At 65.3% G+C, this 20,344-nt stretch carries 17 protein-coding genes and 1 pseudogene; 10 read left to right on the top strand and 8 right to left on the bottom strand.

Annotated features, from left to right (window positions below; all coding sequences use genetic code 11):
- Positions 1-47: 47 nt before the first annotated feature.
- The 9 genes and pseudogenes from CD932_RS05325 to CD932_RS05285 all read left to right on the top strand — a co-directional run bounded on the left by CD932_RS05325 (position 48) and on the right by CD932_RS05285 (position 9,591).
- Positions 48-938, top strand: a complete 891-nt coding sequence (locus CD932_RS05325; protein WP_094441725.1) for a carbohydrate ABC transporter permease — start codon at positions 48-50, stop codon at positions 936-938.
- Positions 926-1,753, top strand: coding sequence for a carbohydrate ABC transporter permease (locus CD932_RS05320; RefSeq protein WP_094441724.1), 828 nt, complete (start codon positions 926-928; stop codon positions 1,751-1,753). Before CD932_RS05325 ends, CD932_RS05320 begins: the two co-directional genes overlap by 13 nt.
- Before the next feature lie 12 nt (positions 1,754-1,765).
- Positions 1,766-2,806, top strand: a complete 1,041-nt coding sequence (locus CD932_RS05315) for an NAD(P)-dependent alcohol dehydrogenase (RefSeq protein WP_094441723.1) — start codon at positions 1,766-1,768, stop codon at positions 2,804-2,806.
- Between the two features lie 2 nt (positions 2,807-2,808).
- A pseudogene (locus CD932_RS05310) lies at positions 2,809-3,897 on the top strand (ABC transporter ATP-binding protein); the annotation flags it as partial.
- Between the two features lie 67 nt (positions 3,898-3,964).
- Positions 3,965-4,843 (top strand): AraC family transcriptional regulator, encoded by an 879-nt coding sequence (locus CD932_RS05305; RefSeq protein WP_094441721.1) that lies wholly within the window; start codon positions 3,965-3,967, stop codon positions 4,841-4,843.
- A 28-nt stretch (positions 4,844-4,871) separates the two neighbouring features.
- A complete protein-coding gene (gene xylB / locus CD932_RS05300; RefSeq protein ID WP_094441720.1) occupies positions 4,872-6,347 on the top strand; it encodes a xylulokinase in 1,476 nt (491 codons plus the stop codon).
- A 73-nt stretch (positions 6,348-6,420) separates the two neighbouring features.
- A complete protein-coding gene (locus CD932_RS05295) occupies positions 6,421-7,041 on the top strand; it encodes a TetR/AcrR family transcriptional regulator (RefSeq protein WP_254926469.1) in 621 nt (206 codons plus the stop codon).
- A gap of 23 nt (positions 7,042-7,064) precedes the next feature.
- Positions 7,065-7,658 carry a cytochrome b gene (locus CD932_RS05290; RefSeq protein WP_094441718.1) on the top strand — a complete coding sequence of 198 codons (594 nt, stop codon included), beginning with the start codon at positions 7,065-7,067 and terminating at the stop codon, positions 7,656-7,658.
- A 130-nt stretch (positions 7,659-7,788) separates the two neighbouring features.
- Positions 7,789-9,591, top strand: a complete 1,803-nt coding sequence (locus tag CD932_RS05285; protein ID WP_094441717.1) for a bifunctional diguanylate cyclase/phosphodiesterase — start codon at positions 7,789-7,791, stop codon at positions 9,589-9,591.
- A gap of 40 nt (positions 9,592-9,631) precedes the next feature.
- Here CD932_RS05285 and CD932_RS05280 read toward each other — a convergent pair whose 3' ends face one another.
- The 7 genes from CD932_RS05280 to CD932_RS05250 form a co-directional block, all read right to left on the bottom strand.
- On the bottom strand, positions 9,632-12,097 hold the full coding sequence (locus CD932_RS05280) for a TonB-dependent receptor (protein ID WP_094441716.1): 2,466 nt from the start codon (positions 12,095-12,097) through the stop codon (positions 9,632-9,634).
- Positions 12,098-12,177: 80 nt separating this feature from the next.
- Positions 12,178-13,155 (bottom strand): FecR domain-containing protein, encoded by a 978-nt coding sequence (locus tag CD932_RS05275; RefSeq protein WP_176460885.1) that lies wholly within the window; start codon positions 13,153-13,155, stop codon positions 12,178-12,180.
- A complete protein-coding gene (locus CD932_RS05270) occupies positions 13,152-13,640 on the bottom strand; it encodes a sigma-70 family RNA polymerase sigma factor (RefSeq protein ID WP_094441714.1) in 489 nt (162 codons plus the stop codon). Before CD932_RS05270 ends, CD932_RS05275 begins: the two co-directional genes overlap by 4 nt.
- Positions 13,640-14,002: a DUF3325 domain-containing protein gene (locus CD932_RS05265; RefSeq protein ID WP_094441713.1), complete on the bottom strand. Its 363-nt coding sequence runs from the start codon at positions 14,000-14,002 to the stop codon at positions 13,640-13,642. Before CD932_RS05265 ends, CD932_RS05270 begins: the two co-directional genes overlap by 1 nt.
- Positions 14,002-15,618, bottom strand: coding sequence for a PepSY domain-containing protein (locus CD932_RS05260; protein ID WP_094441712.1), 1,617 nt, complete (start codon positions 15,616-15,618; stop codon positions 14,002-14,004). Before CD932_RS05260 ends, CD932_RS05265 begins: the two co-directional genes overlap by 1 nt.
- Entirely contained in the window at positions 15,615-15,953 is a 339-nt protein-coding gene (locus CD932_RS05255) for a DUF3649 domain-containing protein (RefSeq protein ID WP_094441711.1), read from the bottom strand. Before CD932_RS05255 ends, CD932_RS05260 begins: the two co-directional genes overlap by 4 nt.
- Before the next feature lie 2 nt (positions 15,954-15,955).
- Positions 15,956-16,702 (bottom strand): DUF4198 domain-containing protein, encoded by a 747-nt coding sequence (locus CD932_RS05250; protein ID WP_094441710.1) that lies wholly within the window; start codon positions 16,700-16,702, stop codon positions 15,956-15,958.
- A gap of 286 nt (positions 16,703-16,988) precedes the next feature.
- Between CD932_RS05250 and CD932_RS05245 the strand changes: the two genes are divergently transcribed.
- A complete protein-coding gene (locus CD932_RS05245) occupies positions 16,989-18,644 on the top strand; it encodes an alpha-D-glucose phosphate-specific phosphoglucomutase (protein ID WP_094441709.1) in 1,656 nt (551 codons plus the stop codon).
- 52 nt (positions 18,645-18,696) lie between these two features.
- Here the strand turns inward: CD932_RS05245 and CD932_RS05240 are convergent, their stop codons facing one another.
- Positions 18,697-20,271 (bottom strand): oligopeptide:H+ symporter, encoded by a 1,575-nt coding sequence (locus CD932_RS05240; protein WP_094441708.1) that lies wholly within the window; start codon positions 20,269-20,271, stop codon positions 18,697-18,699.
- Positions 20,272-20,344: the final 73 nt, after the last annotated feature.

Raw genomic sequence — 20,344 nt, 5'->3', positions numbered from 1 at the left:
GCCCGCCAGGGCGGCGGCCTGCCTTCACCTGCCTGAAAGCCATCCTTATGCCGCATACCCTCCGCAAAAAACGCCACACCTGGCTGCCAGCGGTGTTCCTCACCGTGCCGCTGCTGGTGCTGCTGATCCTGGGCCTGGTGCCGACGATTGCCGCCATCAACCTGGCCCTGCAAAACCGCGTGCTGCGCTACAGCGACAGCGAGTACGTGGGGCTGGCCAATTTCATTCGCCTGTTGGGCGACCGCCGCTTCATGAACGCCGTGCAGGTGTCCGCCGTGTGGGAAGCGGTGACGGTGGCCGGTTCGCTGATCGTCGGCGTGCTGCTGTCCGTGTTCCTGTTCGAGAAAGTGAAGGGCCGCACGCGTGACGTGATCGCGCTGCTCTTGATCGTGCCGGTGCTGCTGCCGCGCGTGTCGGCTGCGTTTATCTGGAAGTTCATGTACTCGCCGCTGATGGGCATCCTGAACTGGTTGCTCGAAGGCGTGGGCCTGGGCGGCACGGCGCTGTTGTCCGATCCGGCCACGGCGCTGTATGCGGTGGCGCTGGTCGATATCTGGCAATGGGGCCTGTTCTTCGGCGCCGTGATATTGAAGCTGCTCGAAACCCTGCCGCCCGAACCGCTGGAAGCGGCCCGCCTCGACTACGCGTCTACCTTGCAGGTGTATGCGTATATCGCGCTGCCCATGCTCAAGGTGCCGATCATGAGCCTGGTCTTTATCAAGATGGTCGAGTCGCTGCGTTCGTTCGACTTGATCTACGTGATGACCAAAGGCGGCCCCGGCATCGCCACCGAGACGCTGGACATGTATGCGTATGCGCAGGGCATCGGCCTGATGGGCAAGATCTCGTATGCGTCCAGCATGGCCGTGCTGATGATGATCGCCACGACGATTATCTTTACCTTGCTCTGGAAACGGGTCGCCAAATGGGAAAACTGACGATTACGCGCGGCGCGGACGCCGTCGCCACCACCGCCATCACCACCGCGATTGTACTGCTGGCGCTGTTTCCCATCCTGTGGGCCGTGCTCAATTCCTTCAAGGAGCTGATGGACATCGTCACGCCGGTGCCGCGCTTTATTTTCAGCCCGACCCTGGCCAACTACCGGCAGGTGCTGGCCAGCCCCGAGGTGTTGACTGGCCTGGGCAACAGCGTGGCCATTGTCGGCATCGCCGTGTTGCTTGGCGCCGTGCTGGGCGTGCCGGCCGCGTATGCGATTGCACGCTATCCGGTGCCGGCCAAGAAGGATATCCAGTTCTTCCTGCTCTCGCTGCGCTTCCTGCCGCCGGTGGCCGTCGCCATTCCCCTGATCTCGATCTGGATCGACCTGGGCCTGTACGACTCGCGCTTGTCGATGGTGGTGACGTATCTGCTGGTGACCCTGTCGACGATCATCTGGCTGTCGATCCCCGCCTTTGCACGCATCCCGAAAGAGATCGAGGAGGCCGCCGCGCTCGACGGCTACGGCCCCTACCAGGTGTTCTGGAAAGTGGCCCTGCCGGTAGCCTCGAAAACCCTGATGGGCGGCATCGTCTTCAGCTTCGTGCTGGTCTGGAACGAGCTGATGATCGCGCTGGCGCTGACGTCGTCGAAAAGCGTGACCTTGCCCGTGATCGCCTCGGCATTTACCTCGATGGGCCAGGAAGTGCCGTGGGGCGTGGTCAACGCCTCCACCGTGCTGCTGGCGCTGCCGCCGCTGCTGTTTGTCGGCATCCTGGGCCGGCTGCTCAACTCCATGCTCAAACATAAATAAAGGAACACCATCATGCAAGCTCTCGTACTGGAAAAAGCGCATTCCATCACCCTGCGCGAGATCGACATCGCCCTCGTGGTCGGCGCGCGCGACGTGAAAATCAAGATCCACACGGTCGGCATCTGCGGCAGCGACGTGCACTACTTCAAGCACGGTCGCATCGGCCCGTTCGCGGTCGAAGCGCCGATGGTGCTCGGCCATGAAGCGTCGGGCGTGGTGGCCGAAGTCGGAGCGGAAGTGACGCACCTGAAGGTGGGCGACCGCGTTTGCATGGAGCCGGGCGTGCCGCAGTTCGATTCGCCCGCCACCATGCGCGGCCTGTACAACCTGGACCCTGCCGTGCGCTTCTGGGCCACGCCGCCGATCCACGGTTGCCTCACGCCTTTCGTCGTGCATCCGGCCGCGTTCACCTTCAAGCTGCCCGACAACGTCAGCTTCGGCGAGGGCGCCATCGTCGAGCCCTTGGCCATCGGCCTGCAGGCGGCAAAAAAAGCCGCGATCAAGCCCGGCGACGTGGCGGTGGTGATCGGCGCCGGCACCATCGGCGCGATGAGCGCGTTAGCCGCCTTGGCGGGCGGCTGCTCGCGCGTGATCCTGGCCGACCTGGTGGCGGAAAAGCTGGCCCTGTTTGCCGACAATCCCGCCGTCACCACGGTCGATGTGCGCCAGGCGAACCTGTTTGACACCGTGCGCGCGCTGACCGAAGGGTGGGGCGCCGATATCGTGTTCGAGGCCAGCGGCAGCATGCGCGCCTATGACGATATCACCGACCTGCTGTGCCCCAACGGCTGCCTGGTGCTGGTCGGCATGCCGCCCGATAAAGTCCCGTTCGATATCGTCGCCATCCAGGCCAGGGAGGTGCGCATCGAGTCGGTGTTCCGCTACGCGAACATCTTTCCGCGCGCGATCGCCTTGCTCGGCTCGGGCAAGATCGACGTCAAACCCTTCATCTCGCGCACCTTCGGTTTTGCCGATGGCGTGCAGGCGTTTGACGAGGCGGCCAAGGCCTTGCCCGGCGACGTCAAGATACAGATCGCACTGGCTGGAGACTGAGCATGGCCCATATCGCCTGCAGGCAGCTCTACAAGACCTATGACCACAAGACGGCCGTGCTGCAGCCGTTCGACCTCGATATCGCCGACGGTGAATTCATCGTCCTGCTGGGGCCTTCGGGCTGCGGCAAATCGACCCTGCTGCGCATGATCGCGGGCCTGGAAGACATCAGTGGCGGCGAGCTGCATATCGGCGGCGCTGTCGTCAACGACTTGCCGGCGCGTGCGCGCAATGTGGCGATGGTGTTCCAGAACTACGCGCTGTATCCGCACATGACGGTGTACGACAATATCGCCTTCGGCCTGCGCCGCCTGCAGGTGCCGGGTGACGAGATCGATCGCCGCGTGCGTGAAGTGGCGGCCATCCTCAGCCTCGATGCCCTGCTGGGCCGCAAGCCGCGCGCCATGTCGGGCGGCCAGCAGCAGCGCACGGCGATTGCGCGCGCGATGATCAAGACGCCGCAGGTATTCCTGTTCGACGAACCGCTGTCGAACCTGGACGCCAAGCTGCGCGCGCAGCTGCGCGCCGATATCAAGCGCTTGCACCGGCGCCTGCGCACCACCACCCTGTACGTTACCCACGACCAGTTGGAAGCGATGACCCTGGCCGACCGCGTGGTACTGATGAAGGGCGGCCATATCGAGCAGATCGGCACGCCGACGGAACTCTACAACCATCCGCGCACCCTGTTTGCGGCCGGCTTTATCGGCACGCCGGCCATGAATTTCATCGACGGCGTGATCGACAGGGAGGGCGCGCGCACGCAGCTGATCTGCGCCGGCTACCGCTGGCCGCTGGTGTCGCCCCGTTTTGCGGCGCTGGCGTCCGGCACCAGGGTGGTGTTCGGCCTGCGCCCGAATCATTTGCGCGTGGCCACCGCGCAGGACCGGCAGGACGGTAGCGCCAGCCATGGCCTGGCCTGCGCGATCGACCTGGTGGAGTTGCTGGGCGCGGAAGCCCTGATCAGCTTCCAGTGCGGCGAGCTGAGCCTGTCGGCGCTGCTGCCGGCCAATGCCGCCAACAGCGTCGCGCAAGTGGGGCAACGGTTGTCGCTCGCCTTTGATGAGGAGCATATCCACCTGTTCGACGCCGAAAACGGGCTGGCGCTGGCGGCAAACCGTTAGAATACCGCCATCGAGATTGTGCAGGGGAGACGCCGTGACACCAGACCTGGAAGTGATCCACAAGCCATTGCACGAATCGTTTCGTGCGTGGGCGCACGGCTTTCCGCACACGGTGGCCAAATGGCATTTTCACCCCGAGTATGAGCTGCACTTCATTATCACCTCGACCGGCAAGTTCTTTATCGGCGACCATATCGGCAGCTACGGCCCGGGCAACCTGATCCTGACCGGGCCGAACCTGCCGCATAACTGGGTCAGCGAACTGCCCGAAGGCATGGTGCTGCCCGAGCGCGACCTGGTGCTGCAGTTCTCCAGCGACTTCATCGAGCGCTGCACCTTGCTGTTTCCCGAACTGGCGCCGTTGAAGTCCCTGATGGGCGAGGCGTCGCGCGGCCTGCAGTTTCCCGACGCGCTGGGCCTGCGCCTGGTGCCCCTGATGCGCGAGCTGACGACGGCGCAGGGCCTGCGCCGGGTCGAGCTGTTCGCGCGCCTGTTCGGCACCCTGTGCGAATGCCGCGAGCGCCGTGCGCTGGCCAGCGTCACCTATATGGCGCAGGCGGGGCGCTACATGTCGTCGACCATCAACCAGGTGCTGGCGTATATCAAGCAGAACATCACGCTGGACTTTTGCGAGCAGGACGTGGCCGACGTGGCCGAGATGAACACGCTCAAGTTCACGCGGTTCTTCCGCAAACACACGGGCACCTCCTTTATCCAGTACGTCAACCAGGAGCGCATTGCGCTGGCCTGCGAGCTGCTGATGAACACGGACCTGAAGGTGACCGATATCTGCTACCGCACGGGCTTTAACAACCTGTCCAATTTCAACCGCCAGTTCCTGGCGCACAAGCAGATGTCGCCATCGAAGTTTCGCTCCTGCCTGCTGATGAATATGTCCGAACCGTCAGCCTGACGGCCCCTAGATCACTTTTTGGAATCACATGACTTATCTTGGTATCGATATCGGCACTTCCGAAGTCAAGGCTATCCTGACCGACGACGCGCAAACCATCCTGGCCAGCAGCGGCGTGGCGCTGCGCGTGGCCAGCCCGCATCCGGGCTGGTCGGAGCAGAATCCCGAGGACTGGTGGCATGCCACGCTGGACGTGATCGCGGCGATACGCAGCGCCCAGCCGGTGGCGTTTTCGGGTCTGCGCGGCATTGCGCTGTCGGGCCAGATGCATGGCGCGACCTTGCTCGACAAGCAGCAGCACGTGCTGCGCGCGGCCATTTTGTGGAATGACACGCGCGCGTTTGCCGAATGCGTGGAGCTCGAAGCGCTGGTGCCCGAGTCGCGCGCCATCACCGGCAACCAGGCCATGCCGGGTTTTACCGCACCCAAGCTGCTGTGGTTGCAAAAATACGAGCCGGCGCTGTTCCGCGCCACCGCCACCGTGCTGCTGCCCAAGGATTATGTGGCGCTGCGGCTGACGGGCGAGTGCGTGTCCGACATGTCCGATGCGTCCGGCACCTTGTGGCTGGACGTGGCCAGGCGCGACTGGTCCGACCGCATGCTGGCGGCCACCGGCCTGTCGCGCGAACAGATGCCGCGCCTGGTCGAAGGCAACGCCGCCGCTGCCCAGGTGCGCAGTTCGCTGTGCCAGGAATGGGGCATCAGCCATCCGGTGCTGCTGGCCGGCGGCGCCGGCGACAATGCGGCTGCCGCCGTGGGCCTGGGCGTGGTGGAACCGGGCGCGGGCCTGTTGTCGCTGGGGACTTCGGGCGTGCTGTTTGCCGGCAGCGACGGCTATGCACCGAATCCGGGCCAGGGCGTGCACGCCTTTTGCCACTGCCTGCCCGAACGCTGGCACCAGATGAGCGTGATCCTCAGCGCCGCGTCCAGCCTGGCCTGGGTGGCGCAGCTGACCCAATCGACCGATATCGGCGAACTGGCCGGCCTGGCTGAAAAAGTCGATGTGCGCAAGGCGCCGATTTTCCTGCCTTACCTGAGCGGCGAGCGCACGCCGCATAATGACGCCACGGCGCGTGGCGTATTTTTCGGTTTGTCGACGGAACACGGCCGCGCCGACCTGGCCTATGCGGCGATGGAAGGCGTGGCCTTTGCCATGGCCGACGGCAACGAGGCGCTGCGCAGCGCCGGCACGCATTTGACGGACGCGTCGTTTGTCGGCGGCGGCTCGCGCAGCCGCTTCTGGGCGCAGTTGTGCGCCAGCGCCTCGGGCCTGAACGTGCTGCGCCACGACCATGGCGTGGCCGGCGGCACCATGGGCGCGGCGCGCCTGGCGCAGATGGCCGTCACGGGCCGCCCGCCTGGCGAAGTGTGCACCCGTCCCGCAGTGCAGGAAACCATCGCGCCGCAAGCGTCCGGCGTGCTGGCCGACCGACAGGGCCGCTACCGCCGCCTGTATCCGTTGCTGCGCGAGGAGTTTGCGGGAGCGGCGGCGGCGGTGCGCTGAGGGCAGGGCATTTCCGCATTGACATACGTAGCGTATGTCAATAACATACGCCGCGTATGTCAAAGGAATGCCCATGTCTGTCCCTGTCGTATCCACCTTGCGCCGTAGTCGCGGCGCCATGACCGAGGAAACCCGCGCCAGGCTGCTGGCGGCGGCGCGCCGGGCGTTTGCCGAACAGGGCTACGCGCATAGCTCGATGGACGATTTCACGGCCGCCGCCGGCCTCACGCGCGGCGCGCTGTACCATCACTTCGGCAGCAAGGAAAAACTGCTGCTGGCCGTCATTGATCAGCTCGAAGCCGAGGTCGGCCTGCGCCTGCAGGCCATGGCCGACGCCGCAGCAACTCCCTGGCAAGCCTTGCGCCGCCGCTGCCAGGCGTACCTGGAGCTGGCGCTCGATCCAGAACTGCGCCGCATCGTGCTGCAGGACGCGCGCGCCATGTTCGGCGACGTGCCGCAAGCGCACCAGCGCATCGGCATTGCCGCGCTGGAGTCTGCCCTGCAGACGCTGATCGACGACGGCGTGGCGCGCCCCGCCCATGCGGGCGTGACGGCGCGCATGCTGTACGGCGCGGTGACCGAAGCGGCATTCTGGATCGCCGAAGCCGATGGCGATCCGCCGGCGCGGCTGGCCGTATCAAAGGCCGCGCTCGACCATCTCTTGAACGGCCTGCTGGCCGGACCACACCCTTAATCTTCAAGCCAAGGAAGTACATCATGCAATGGAAAAATAGCCGTGAGCGTTTTGGCGCGCTGGCCAAGTTCTTTCACTGGACCAGCGCCGCCGCCTTTATCGGCGCCTATATCGTCGTCTACTATGTCATCTGGTTCCTGGACGAGGAAGCGCCCGGCACCCTGGCGGTGCTGAACGTGCACTGGATGCTGGGCCTGCTGGTAGGCGCGCTGGTGCTGCCGCGCCTCGCATGGCGGCTGCTCGACGTGCAGCCGCACGATCCGCCCGGCTCTGTGCTGGAGCACCGCCTGGCGCATGCGGCGCACTGGGGCCTGTATGGCCTGCTGATCGTGCTGCCCTTGACTGGCTATGCGGGCACCAGCCTGCACACGGATTTTGGCCTGTTGACGGTTCCTTCGTTTCGCGATACCGCGCTGTTCGATGCGATGGCGTCCATCTTCGGCTTTGACTGGGAAAGCTTCGAGCCGCCGGTGGACGCCGTGCACCACTTCCTGGGCAAGTGGGTGGCCTGGGGCGTGGTGGGCCTGCATGTGCTGGCGGCCTTGTACCATCATCGTGTGCGCAGGGACGATGTGCTGACCCGCATGCTGCCACAAGGCCGCCGCCGGGGTAATTGACGCCAGTCAAACGCGGCCCGAACGGGCCAAAAAGCGTCGCGGATTCTTATATTATTTCCTCTCGGAATCTTTTTTTCGATGCCGTTGCGAGGAAAGCCATGAGCCCCCCATCCCGTCCCGCTGGTGATCCATGATGGCGCTGCTGCTGGCGCTGTGCCTGCTGTTGGCCATGCTCGGCATGCTGCTGGCCGGGCAGTGCTGGGGCGAACGGCGCTGGCGCACCCTGCATGCGCTGGGCGAGGCGCAACTGGCGGCGCAAACGTCCGTGCTGGCCTTGCTGCAGGCGCTGCCGGCGGCCGTGGTCGGCACCGATCGGTATGGCGTGGTGCGTTACCTCAATGGCCGTGCACTGGCCATGGGCGGCATGCCGGCGGCGCAAGTGGTTGGCGCCAGCGTGGCGCAACTGCTGCCGCTGTTCCATGACGGCGCCGCGATCGATGCGGCGCGCCAGGTTCGCGATTGCATGGCGCAGCAGGAAGTGCTGGAAGTGGCGCGCGGCGCGGTGCTGCTGCGCGCAAGCGACGGCCAGCGCATCGACGTGCATTACAGCTGCGCGCCGCTGGCGCACGAAGGCGCGGTGCTGCTGCTGCACGATGTGTCGGCGCGCCGGCGCGCCGAACAGCAGCTCGAATTCATCGCCCACCACGACGGCCTGACCGGCTTGCCGAACCGGCTGCATTTCCAGATCCGCTTCGAGCATGGCATCGCCTATGCGCGCCGCCACCAGGGCTTGCTGGCGGTGCTGTTTGTCGATATCGATCGCTTCAAGGCCATCAACGACAGCCTGGGCCACGACGTGGGCGACCAGGTGCTGGCGGAATTTGCGCGCCGGGTGCGGCAATGCGTGCGCAAGGTCGATACGGTGGCGCGCCAGGGCGGCGACGAATTCATTATTTTGCTGACCGAACTGCGCGATCCTCACGACGCCTTGCGGGTGGCCGAGAAAATCATCGCCGCCATCGCCGCGCCGTTCGTGATTGGCCAGTACAGCCTGTCGGTGGCCGCCAGCGTCGGCGTGGCGTTGTATCCGGACGACGATGATGAGGTCGAGGCCCTGATCGAAAAGGCCGACCTCGCCATGTACGCGGCCAAGCGGCATGCGCCCGGCACCTGCCTGCGCTATGCGGCAGGCATGCGGACGCAATCGTATTCGCGCGCCATCCTGGAGACGGCGCTGCGCCACGCACTCGAACGCCATGAATTCGTGCTGCACTACCAGCCTTGCATGGACCTGGCCACCGGCGCCATCACCGGCGTGAAGGCGCTGCTGCGCTGGAAACACCCCGAGCTGGGCCTGGTGATGCCGCTCGATTTTTTGCCGGTGCTGGAAGAAAGCGCCCTGATCCTGCCGGTCGGCGCCTGGGTGCTGGCCACCGCCGTCGAGCAGGCGAAAACCTGGATCGCGCAAGGGCTATCGCTGACGGTGACCGTCAGCCTGTCGGCGCGCCAGTTCTACCAGCGCGATATCGCGCGCAATGTTGGCGCCGTTTTGGCGGCGGCCGGCGTGCCGGGGCCATGCATCGCGCTGGAAATCGCCGCCGCCACCCTGATCGACCATAGCCACGAGGGCGAGGCCATCGTGCGCCAGTTCCGCCAGCTGGGCATGGCCATTTGCCTCAGCGACTTTGGCACCGGCGACGGCCCGCTGCATTGCCTGAAACGTTTTCCTGTCGACGCCATCAGGATCGAAAAATGCTTTGTCGATGAACTGGGCGATGGCGTGGAAGATGGCGCCATGGCGCGCGCCATGGTGGCGATGGCGCACACGTTAAAGCTGCGGGCGATTGCCGGCGGCGTGGAGAACGCGCGCCAGCTGGCGCTGCTGGCCGCCATGGGCTGTGACGCCGCTTTCGGCTATCACCTTGGGCGCGCGATGGCGCCGGAAGGGGTGGCGGCGCTGCTCAGGATGCACGGCGCGCCGGCCGCCGGCTGACGCAGCTTGTCACAGCGACACCTGTGCCGCAAAAAGGCAGTTAGAACTTGTAGCGCAACGACAGCATGGCGTTGCGCGGGTCGCCATAGTAGCCGCCCATGCCGGTCGAGTAGTAGCGCTTGTCGAACACATTATTGATGTTCACGGTTGCCACCAGGCGCGGGTCGAACTGGTATTGCGCCATCAGGCCCGCCACCGCGTAGCCCTGTTGCGTGAAGCGCTCGCCGTTCGGGCCGCGGTCGTCCATGTAGATGCCGCTCTGCCAGTTCACGCCGGCGCCCAGGGTCAAGCCCGGCACGCCTTGCGACAAGCGATAGGTGCTCCACAGCTTGGCCATGGCTTGCGGCTGGCTGGTCTGGATGCGCTCGCCGGCCGCGCTGCGGATGCGGCTGTAGGCATAGCTGGCCGTCAGTTGCCAGTCCGGGCGCAACTGGCCCGACACTTCCGCCTCGACACCGCGCGTGGTGGCGCCCTTGACCGTGTGATAGGCGTACGAGCCGCCGCCGGTGCCGATGATCCAGATATTGCCCGGATCAGCTTCGGCCAGGTTTTCCTGGCGCAGCTGGAACACGGCGGCGCTGGTGGTCAGGGCGCCATTGAAAAATTCGCCCTTCACGCCTGCCTCGTAGTTCTTGCCTTCCAGCGGCGGCAGGAAGCGGCTGTTGACGTCGCGCTGACTTTGCGGCGTAAAAATGCTGGTGTAGCTGGCGTAAGCCGACCAGTGCGGGCCCAGGTCGTAGACCAGGCCCGCATATGGCGTGATCTTGCCGCTCTCGCGCATCGCGTCGTACAGGTCCGTGTCGGCATCGTAGTCGCTGCGGATATCGCGCTTCCAGTACGACAGGCGCGCGCCGAGGATCACCGACAGCGCGTCTGTCGGGCGCAGGCGCAAGGTGGAATACAGGCCGCTTTCGCGCTCCTTGTCGTACGAGGTGCCCATGCGCGTGCCGCGATAGTCTGGCACCGGCATGGCGCCGTTCCATGCATTGATATCGGGAATGCTGTAGTCGTAGCCAGCCAGGCGCCAGCCCGGATAGATCGGGCTCTTGGTCTGCAGTTCCGAGGTGCTCACGCCGAACACCAGTTCATGCTTGTGCCCGAAGGCCTGGAACGGCCCGCTGACATAGGCGTCGAGCGAGGTTTGCTGCGGTTTGCTGTGCCAGTTGGCCAGCCACAGTTTCAGGTTGGCGCCGCTGACGCGGTCCGCATAGCCATTGCCGGCAAAGCCTTGCAGCGCATCATATCGATTGGTGCTGCGGCTGACGGCCAGCTTGGCGATCCAGTCGTTGTCGAAATAATGGTCGAGCGTGGCGAACAGCATGCTCTGTTCGCGGTCATACGTGCTCCACGCCGCCGTGCCGTTCATCGAACGCTTGAAGTTGGTCAGCGAGCCATCGCTGTAAAAGACGGGAAATTCGCGGCCCGCGCCTTTGAGTTTTTCCTTATGGTAGTTCACGCCCGCACTCAGTACCGTTGATGGCGACAGGTCGGCTTCGATGATGGCGTACAGCACGTCTTTCTTCTGGCGGTAGCGCTCGATGAAGGAATGCTGGTCTTCATGCGCCGACACCACGCGGGCGCGCACGCTGCCGTCCTGCTTCAGGGGCGTCGACAGGTCGCCGTCGATGCGGTAGCGGTTCCACGAGCCGGCCTGCACGCCTGCCGACGCGGCAAACGTGCGGCCCGGGCGCTTGCGTACCAGGTTGATGGCGGCGGACGGGCTGCCGGTGCCGCTGATCAAACCGGTGGCGCCGCGGATGATTTCGACACGGTCGTAGATGGCGGCATCGTAGGTGCGCGCTTCGAGGTTCTTGCTGGTTGGAATACCGTCGAACATATACGACGTTACCTCGAAGCCGCGCGAGAACACCTGGTCGTATTCACGCGTGCTCGACGAGCGGTCGACCGTGACGCCGGGCGACTGCACCAGCACGTCCTGCAAGGTGCGCAGGCCCTGGTCTTCGATCTGCTGGCGCGTGATGACGCTGACCGCTTGCGGTGTTTCGCGCAGCGACAGGTTCAGGCGCGTGGCGCTGGTCAGACCCGCGTAGCTGCGTTTGCCTTCGGTGGTGCCGTCGCGCAGCGCGCTGGAGCTGACGGCCACTTCACCGAGGGTGGCGGCAATCGGTGCGCCCGCGCCTGTGCCGGTGCCCGCATCGCTTTTGCGCAATACATAGCTGCGATCCCCGCCCGGCACCGCTACCAGTCCGGTGCCGGCCAGCAGTTGCGCCAGCGCCTGCGGTACCGTATAGCTGCCCTGCAGACCCGGCGAACGCACGCCTTGCAGCAGTTCGGCTGCGCCGCCCACGTTGACTTTCGCGTTGATGGCAAAGGCCGTGATGGCGGTGGACAGCTCGCCGGCCGGCACGCTGTAGCGGGTTTGTGTCGCGGCGCTGGTACCGGGTATGTCGGCGGCGATGGCTGGCGCATGCGCCAGCGACAGCAGCAACAGGGCGCCGCCAACGGCGCGTGCGAGGGGAGTGGGGTGCGGATGATGCAAGTGCATGATTGAGCCTTTCCGGTGAAGTTAAGTGACAGACATACACAGGACAGGCGAGAGCTGAAAAAGGGGCCAGAAAAACGGATTTATTTTGCGTGGGCAGTGATCGTGACCCAGTAGCGGCTGCGGTACAGCACGTCGACCGGCAGCATGCGCGTCAGGTTATCCAGCACGGTGTCGGTGTCGTCCAGGCGGAAGGCGCCGGTCAGGCGCAGGCCCGTCACCTCGGGTTCGACGCGCAGCAGGCCGGAGCGGTAGCGCGCCAGTTCGGCGGCAAATGCGTCCAGGCGCATGTCCTGCGCCATCAGCATGCCTTGCGTCCAGGCGCCCGCCTGCGGCTTGGCAGCCACGGGCAGGCTGGCGTGGTCGGCGTCGAAGCGGCTTTGCTGGCCGGCCTCGACCCGGCGCACGGTGGCCGAGGGCGCGCGCGGCGCGATCTGCACCGCGTGTTCCAGCACGGTCACGCAACTGTCACTATCGTCCAGGCGCACGATAAAGCGCGTGCCGAGCGCACGGATGCGGCCATGGGAAGTGGCGACGATAAAGGGACGGCTTCCCGCATGGTCAGACCGCGTTTCCACCAGCAGCTCGCCACGCCGCAGCGTCAGCAGGCGCGCGTGTCCCGTATAGTCGATATCGACGGCGCTGTCGGTGTTGAGCACCAGCCGGCCGCCATCGGGCAGGGACAGCTCGCGGCGCTGGCCGATGGCGCTGTTGTAGTCTGCCAGCAGATCCTGGCGATACAGCATCCAGGCGGCGGGCATTGTCATGAACGCCAGCAGCGCCTGCATGGCGGCGCGGCGTTGCGGACGGCGCAGCACGGGCGCCGCCACGCCAGGCGGCAGCAGGATGGCGGCGTGCTCCAGCTGGCTGCTGACCTGCTGCACCTTGTGCCAGGCGCGCAAGTGTTCGGGGTCGCGCGCACGCCAGTGTGCGCTCGCCGCCAGCTCCTCCTGCGTGGCCTGGCCCGATTGTTCGATCAAAAACCATTCGACGGCCTGGCGCGCGATCTTGCGTGACAGGGGCTGCTGAACGATTGCAGCTGGCAGTCCGGTGGCGCTCATGCCAGCAGCACGCATTCGGTCAGCGCCTCGGCCATGTAGCGCTTGACGGAGCGTTCGCCGATACCGAGCCGCACGGCGATGTCCGCATAGGTATGGCCCTCGATCTGCGCCATGATGAAGACGGCGCGCACCTTCGGTTTCAGGCCGTCGAGCATGGCGTCGACCGCTTGCAGCGATTGCAGCATCTCTGCCTGCTGCTGCGCCGACGGCACATGCTGTTCGGGCAGGGCGGCCAGCACTTCCAGCCACGCTTGTTCCAGCGATTGGCGCCGCAGATGGTTGATCAGCAGGTGTTTGGCGATGGTCGCCAGGTAGGCCCTGGGCGCGCGCAGCGCCGGGGTTTGCGGCTGGGCCGGCGCGCCGGCCAGCAGGCGTGCAAAGGTGTCCTGCATCAGGTCGGCCGCATCGCAGGCATTGCCGAGGCGCCGTTGCAGCCAGTGCGCCAGCCAGCCGTGGTAGGCGCTGTAGCAGCTTTCCAGCTGCATTACAGCACGGCCAGCATCACGGCCGCTACCAGCGCTGCAACGCCGATCACGCCGATCACGCGCGCCAGGCGCATGGCCTGCTGCGGCGCGTAGGGCAGCAGCCAGATCAGCAGCAAGCCGCAACCGGTCAGGCTGCCGATCCAGAATACGGCGCCCTGGCCGGCGCCGGCGATATGCATGGCCCAGGCCAGGCTGAAGGCCAGCGCCACAGCGCCGCCCCATCGCAGGCGGCGGCGCAGCTGCGGCGGCGGCTCCATGCCACGGCCGTGCAGGTCGGCGTAGTGGCGGTCCATCGCCAGGCACAGGCACGACAGGCCCGCATACGACAGGGCGAAGACGAGGAAGTCGGATAGTATCTCCATCAGGCCGCTCCCGGCAGGGCGGTGTTGCTGGTGCCTGCTGCGGCCTTCTTCTCTTTCGACGGGAGCGGCTTGAGTTTATGCGCGGCGTATCCGAGCAAAAGGCCCAGCATCAGCAGCACCAGATCAAACGCGGCCACCGGCACCGGGCCACGGCCCAGCAACAGGGTCACGCCCAGGTGCGACTGCGTGGTGAAGACGTTCAGCACCGGCAGGCCGGCGAGCAGGATCGCGCCGGCCGTCAGCTGCATGCGCCACATGGCGCGCGTCGGGCGCAGTTGCGCGGCGACGGCGGCCAGCGCCCAGGCGCCGAAGAAGCAGGCGATTTCTGCGTTCGGCCGCTCTTCCATCATCACCGGCAGCAGCCGGTTGGCCCAGAAATAGGCGCCAAAGGCGATCGGGATGCCGGCGATGGCGCCGATATTGAGCGCTTCGACCAGGCGCAGACCGAAGGCGTGCTTGCCGGCGGCCAGCGCCCTGGCCTCTTTCTGGCGCGTCTTGACGGCCCACAGCAGGGCGCCGGTGGCGACCATCGCGCAGCCGGCCAGGCCCGACAGGAAGAACAGGGCGCGCAGCAGCGGCGCGCCAAAATGGGCCACATGCAGGCCGATCATCACGCCCTGCGTGGCGGCCGCGCCGGGTATCGACTCACCGTTCGACGACAGCAGCTTGCCGGTCACGCCATCGAAGTCCATCGATGGCTGGCGCGTCGAGATGTCGCGGCCCGCCGCGCGCGAGAGGGTAATGACGGCGTTGGCGTCGCCGGGCGCGTTGACGGCAATGCGCCCGACCTTGCCGCCCCATTGCCGCTCGGCCTGGCGCACCAGCGGCGCGAAGGGCGTCAGGGGCGCAGCCACGCCGGCCGCCTGGCGCTCTGGCGCGCGCGGGAACGCTTCGGCAAAGAAGGTGTCCTGGTCGCCCTTGTAGGCGGCGGTGGCGCCCGACGGCATGTACAGGAACATCAAGGTGACCAGGCCCGTGTAGGTGATCATCAGGTGGAAGGGCAGGGCCAGTACGGCCGTCACGTTATGCGCGTCCAGCCACGAGCGCTGGCCCTTTTTCGGACGGAAGGTAAACAGGTCCTTGAAGATGCGCTTGTGGGTGATGATGCCGCTGATGATGGAGACCAGCATGAACATGGCGCAAAAGCCGACGATCCAGCGCGCCCAGATGACCGGCATATAGTGCAGGTCGAAATGCAGGCGATACAAAAATTCGCCGCCGCGGGTCTCGCGCGCCTTGGACAGCACCGCGCCGCTGGCGGGGTCGGCCTTTTCGCTATGGAAGTTGCCGCGCCGTCCGCGTTTCTTTTCACCGGGTTGCGACGGCTTGCTCCAGCCCAGCTGCGTTGCGGGGTTGCGCTCGTCGGGCAGGCTGATGAACCAGCGCGTGGCGCCGGCCGCGCGCTGCGTCATCGCGGCCTGGGCGGCGCTGGCGGCCACTTCGCTGCTGACCGGATTGGCGGCGATGGCGTGCAATTCCGGCTGCATCCACAGCGTGATTTCGCTGCGGTAGTAGCTGGCCGTGCCGCCGCAAAATACCAGCAGCAGTACCCAGCATACCAGCAGGCCGGACCAGGTGTGCAGCCACGCCATCGACTGGCGGAAACCTTCTTTCATGCGAGACTCCAGGATAATACGTCCATCCATTGCAGAATGGCGGCAAGCACCGCGCCCGGGATCAACAGGCCCAGCCAGGCGCGCAGGGCGCTGCCGGCGGCGAAGACCCAGAGTACGGCGCAGGTATAGATGGAGAACGACAGCAGGGTGGCCGCCATGACGGCTTCCGGGCGCGCCATCGGCAATGTCAACGACAGCAGCATGGTGACCAGCGCCGCCAGCACATAGCCGCCGACGATGGCGGCCACGCCGCGCGAGGCCACGCCAAGGCGGTACAAAGCCCCGGCGGACAGCCGCAGGCGCGGCAGCTTGGGTGTGGAGGCGGACGCTGGCATGATCAGCCGTGGTCCTTGCTCGGCGCCACCGGGGCCGGCGCCGGCAGTGGCGCCACGCCTTGCGCCTGCACCAGGCTCAGGGTGGTGACATAGCTGGCGCTGTCATATTTCCTGCCGTCGCGCTGGCCGCCGGTCTTGTCTTCATGGTGCACTTCCAGCACATAGCTGCCCTGCCATGGCAGCGGGAAGCTGACCAGGCCCTGCTCGTCGCTGTAGGCTTCGCGCATCCAGCCCGATTGCACCACGGCGCCGACCTTGGCCTTGGCCAGCGGCTTGCCCTGGTAGGTCACCTTGAACTGGCCTGGCGTACCGGTTGGCAGCAGGTCCAGCGTCAGCGCAGGGGCCTGGGCGCTATGGTCGGCGACGATGCGCGCGGCCGGGGTCCAGATCGAGAACAGCACCTTGCCGTCCTTCTTGCTTTCCCAGCCCGGATAGCTGTTTTCTTCGGCGATGATGGTTTCGCCCGGCGCCACCTTGCCGTTCAGGACAAAGGCGCCGGCGGTCTTGCTGGCCTGCAGCGGCTTCCTGGCGCCGGCGGAAATCCAGCTGACGTTTTTCAACGTAAACTTGTCGAGCAGGCCGGGTGACGCTTCGCGCAGGTTGTCGCCGAATTCGCCGAAGTAGATGCTGGCGGCCTGGCCGTTCTGTTCCAGCCAGATCTGGTGGGCGCCGGCTGCGCCGGACAGCAGCGAGCCGCTGACCAAGGCGGTGGCAAGGGCGGACAGGCGCGCGATGGAGGTGATGGTCATGATGTATCCCTTGTTGTCGTTGTTATGGCTGCCGTGAAGTGAACGCCCTTTCCGGGCCATGGCTAGCGGAAGCCTTGGCAACTGGCAGCGCATCATCAGGCAGGAAATGCTGGGCATGGATTATTATAGAATCTTAATCTAAATGAGAACGATTCCTATTATATTTTAGGGATGTGGAAACTGCAAGGCTGTCTTGCGCTTGGTGGCCTGGCGTACAGTGGTACGCGTGCAAGGCTTTGCCATCGGCGCCGCATGCGCTACCATGACGCGTTATTAAGGAGGCAAGATGGCTATTCAGTTGATCAATACGGCGCCGATCGCCGGCCAGCAGCCGGGCACATCGGGCCTGCGCAAGAAAGTGGGCGTGTTCAGCGAACCGCAATACCTGGAAAATTTCGTGCAAAGCGTGTTCGACACGCTCGGCGATTGTCACGGGCAAACCCTGGTGCTGGGCGGCGATGGCCGCTATTACAACCGCACCGCGATCCAGACCGTGCTGCGCATGGCAGCGGCGCATGGTTACGCGCGCGTGTTGCTGGGCCAGGGCGGCATTTTGTCGACGCCGGCCGTCAGCTGCGTGATCCGCAAGCGCGGCGCCAGCGGTGGCCTGATTTTGTCGGCCAGCCACAATCCGGGCGGCCCGGACGGCGACTTCGGCATCAAGTACAACATCGCCAACGGCGGCCCGGCGCCTGAAAAAATCACCGACGCCATCTTCGCGCGCACCAAAGAACTGACCGAATACCGCATCAGCGACGCGCCCGATATCGACCTCGACACGCTTGGCGAGGTGAGGATCGAGCAGATGGTGGTCGAAGTGATCGACCCGGTGGCGGACTACGCCGAACTGATGCAGGAGCTGTTCGATTTCGACGCCATCCGCGCCCTGTTCGCGGGCGGCCTGCGCATCTGCTTTGACGGCATGCATGCCGTCTCCGGCCCGTACGCGACGGCCATCCTGGAAGGCCTGCTGGGCGCACCGAAAGGCAGCGTCATCAACGGTTTGCCCCTGGAAGACTTCGGCGGCGGCCACCCCGACCCGAACCCGGTCAACGCGGCCGAGCTGATCGCCCGCATGGCCGGCGAAGATGGTGACAATCAGGCGCCCGACTTCGGCGCCGCGTCCGACGGCGATGGCGACCGCAACATGATCGTTGGCCGCCGCTTCGACGTCACGCCATCGGACAGCCTGGCCATCCTGGCCGCGCACGCCACGGTGGCGCCCGGCTACCGCGCCGGCCTGAAGGGGATTGCCCGTTCGATGCCGACCTCGGGCGCGGCCGACCGCGTGGCCGCCGCGCTGGGCATCCCCAGCTTTGAAACGCCGACCGGCTGGAAATTCTTCGGCAACCTGCTCGACGCCGGCATGGCGACCCTGTGCGGCGAAGAAAGCTACGGCACCGGCTCGAACCACGTGCGCGAAAAAGATGGCTTGTGGGCCGTGCTGTTCTGGCTTAACCTGCTGGCCGCCAAGCAGCAGTCGGTGGAACAGATCGTGCGCGCACACTGGGCCACCTATGGCCGCAACTACTATTCGCGCCACGACTACGAAGACATCGACAGCGCCGCCGCCACGCAGCTGATGGACGCCGTGCGCGGCCAGCTGGCCGCCCTGCCGGGCCAGCAGCTGGGTCAGCAGCCGGGTAAGTACACGGTGGCGCTGGCCGACGACTTCAGCTATACCGATCCGGTCGACGGCTCGGTATCGCACAAGCAGGGCATCCGCATCATCATGACGGACGGCTCGCGCATCGTGCTGCGCCTGTCGGGCACCGGTACCCAGGGCGCGACCCTGCGCCTGTACCTGGAGCGCTATGAGGCAGACCCGGCCCACCATGATATGCCGACCCAGCAGGCGCTGGCCGGGCTGATCGCGATCGCCGAGCAGGTGGCGCAGATCAGGCAGCGCACGGGGCGCGACAAGCCGACGGTAACGACGTAAAAAAAAGGGCGCACACTGTGCGCCCCTTTTTTGGCAAGCGATCAGACGGGCGTCAAGCCTTGCCCGGCACCACCGCCGTGCGGTAGTTGTCGACCATCTTGTAGCGCTTCGCATACAGGCCGAAGGCCAGCATGGCCACGGCGGCAAAGGCGGCGAAGAAGAACATCTGGAAGGCCGTGACGCTGATGCCGCTTTCGGCAATCTTGCCGATCACGCCTTCGTTCATCACGCTGCGGTTGACGATCAGCACCCACAGGTTGCCGACCGTGGTCGACAGATTCCAGAAGCTCATGATGGCACCCTTCATCGACACGGGCGCCTGGCTGTAGGCAAACTCCAGGCCGGTGGCCGAGACCAGCACTTCGCCGAACGTCAGCAGCGCATATGGCAGGATTTGCCACATGATGGAGACGGCGTTGCCGCTGTCGAGCGCCAGTTGCAGCAGGCCGATGACGATCCAGGCCAGCGCGGAAAAGCCGATGCCGGCCGTCATGCGGCGCAGGGCGGTCGCTTCCCAGCCGAAGCGGTTGAGCATCGGATACAGCACCAGGTTGTTGAATGGAATCAACAGCATCACCAGCATCGGATTCAAGGCCTGCATCTGCGCCGGCAGGAACCAGCTCGGTTTTTCCATGGTGTTGGCCTGCACGATCCAGGTCGAGGCCTTCTGGTCGAACAGCGAGAAGAACGGCGTGACCAGCGCGAAGATGACGAGGATGCGCAGCACGGCGCGCACGCCTTCGACCGCTTCGTCGGGGTGGATGCCGCGTGCGCGTTCCAGTTGCATGGCCGTGCCGATGCTGCCGAAGGCCAGCAGCAGGACCAGCGCGGTACAGGCCGAAATCACGAAGCCCCATTCCGGGATGCTGTAGAACGCATACAGGGCGCCGAGCACGCCGACATACGCGATGTACAGGCCGGGGCGCGAACCGCCTTCGACACGGGCCAGCAGGGCGGTGCGGGCAACGCGGGTAAAGGAATCGGGATTGGGCGGCGCCGGCGGCACGTGCACGTATTTCCTGGCGCCCATCCAGAACACCACGGTGGCGGCCAGCATCATGACGCCGGGAATGCCGAAGGCGATCGACGGGCCGTAGTCGCGCAGGAATATCGGCATCAGCAGCGAGGCGAAGAAGGAGCCGAAGTTGATGATCCAGTAAAACATGTCGAACACCAGCTTGGCCTTGTGCTTGTTGGTCTGGTCGAACTGGTCGCCGACAAACGAGGCCACCAGCGGCTTGATGCCGCCCGAGCCGAAGGCGATCAGGAACAGGCCGAAGTAGAAGCCATTGACGCTGTCCTCGAAGACGGCCAGGCAGGCATGGCCGGCGCAGTAGACCAGGCTGAGCCAGAAGATGGTGTTGTACTTGCCAAAGAAACGGTCGGCCAGCCAGCCGCCCAGCAGCGGGAAGAAATATACGCCGATGACAAACGTATGGAACACATGCTTGGCTTCGCCCGTACGCTGGTCGATCGGTATCATCAGCAGCAAGGTGCTGATCAGGAATGGCGTCAGAATATTGCGCATGCCATAAAAGCTGAAGCGTTCGCAGCCTTCGTTGGCGATAATGTACGGAATCTGCCGCGGCATTTTACCCGTGGCGGTTTGTGTCTCGGCCGTTGACATTGGCACTCCCAAGTAGTTTTTTTGTAAGCCGCGATGCTAAGGCCTGCCGCGTTTGCTGGCAACAGAAAAAACG

The organism is Janthinobacterium sp. PC23-8 (genome assembly GCF_002250505.1).
GTDB lineage: Bacteria > Pseudomonadota > Gammaproteobacteria > Burkholderiales > Burkholderiaceae_D > Janthinobacterium.
This window is presented reverse-complemented; position numbering and strand designations above follow the sequence as displayed.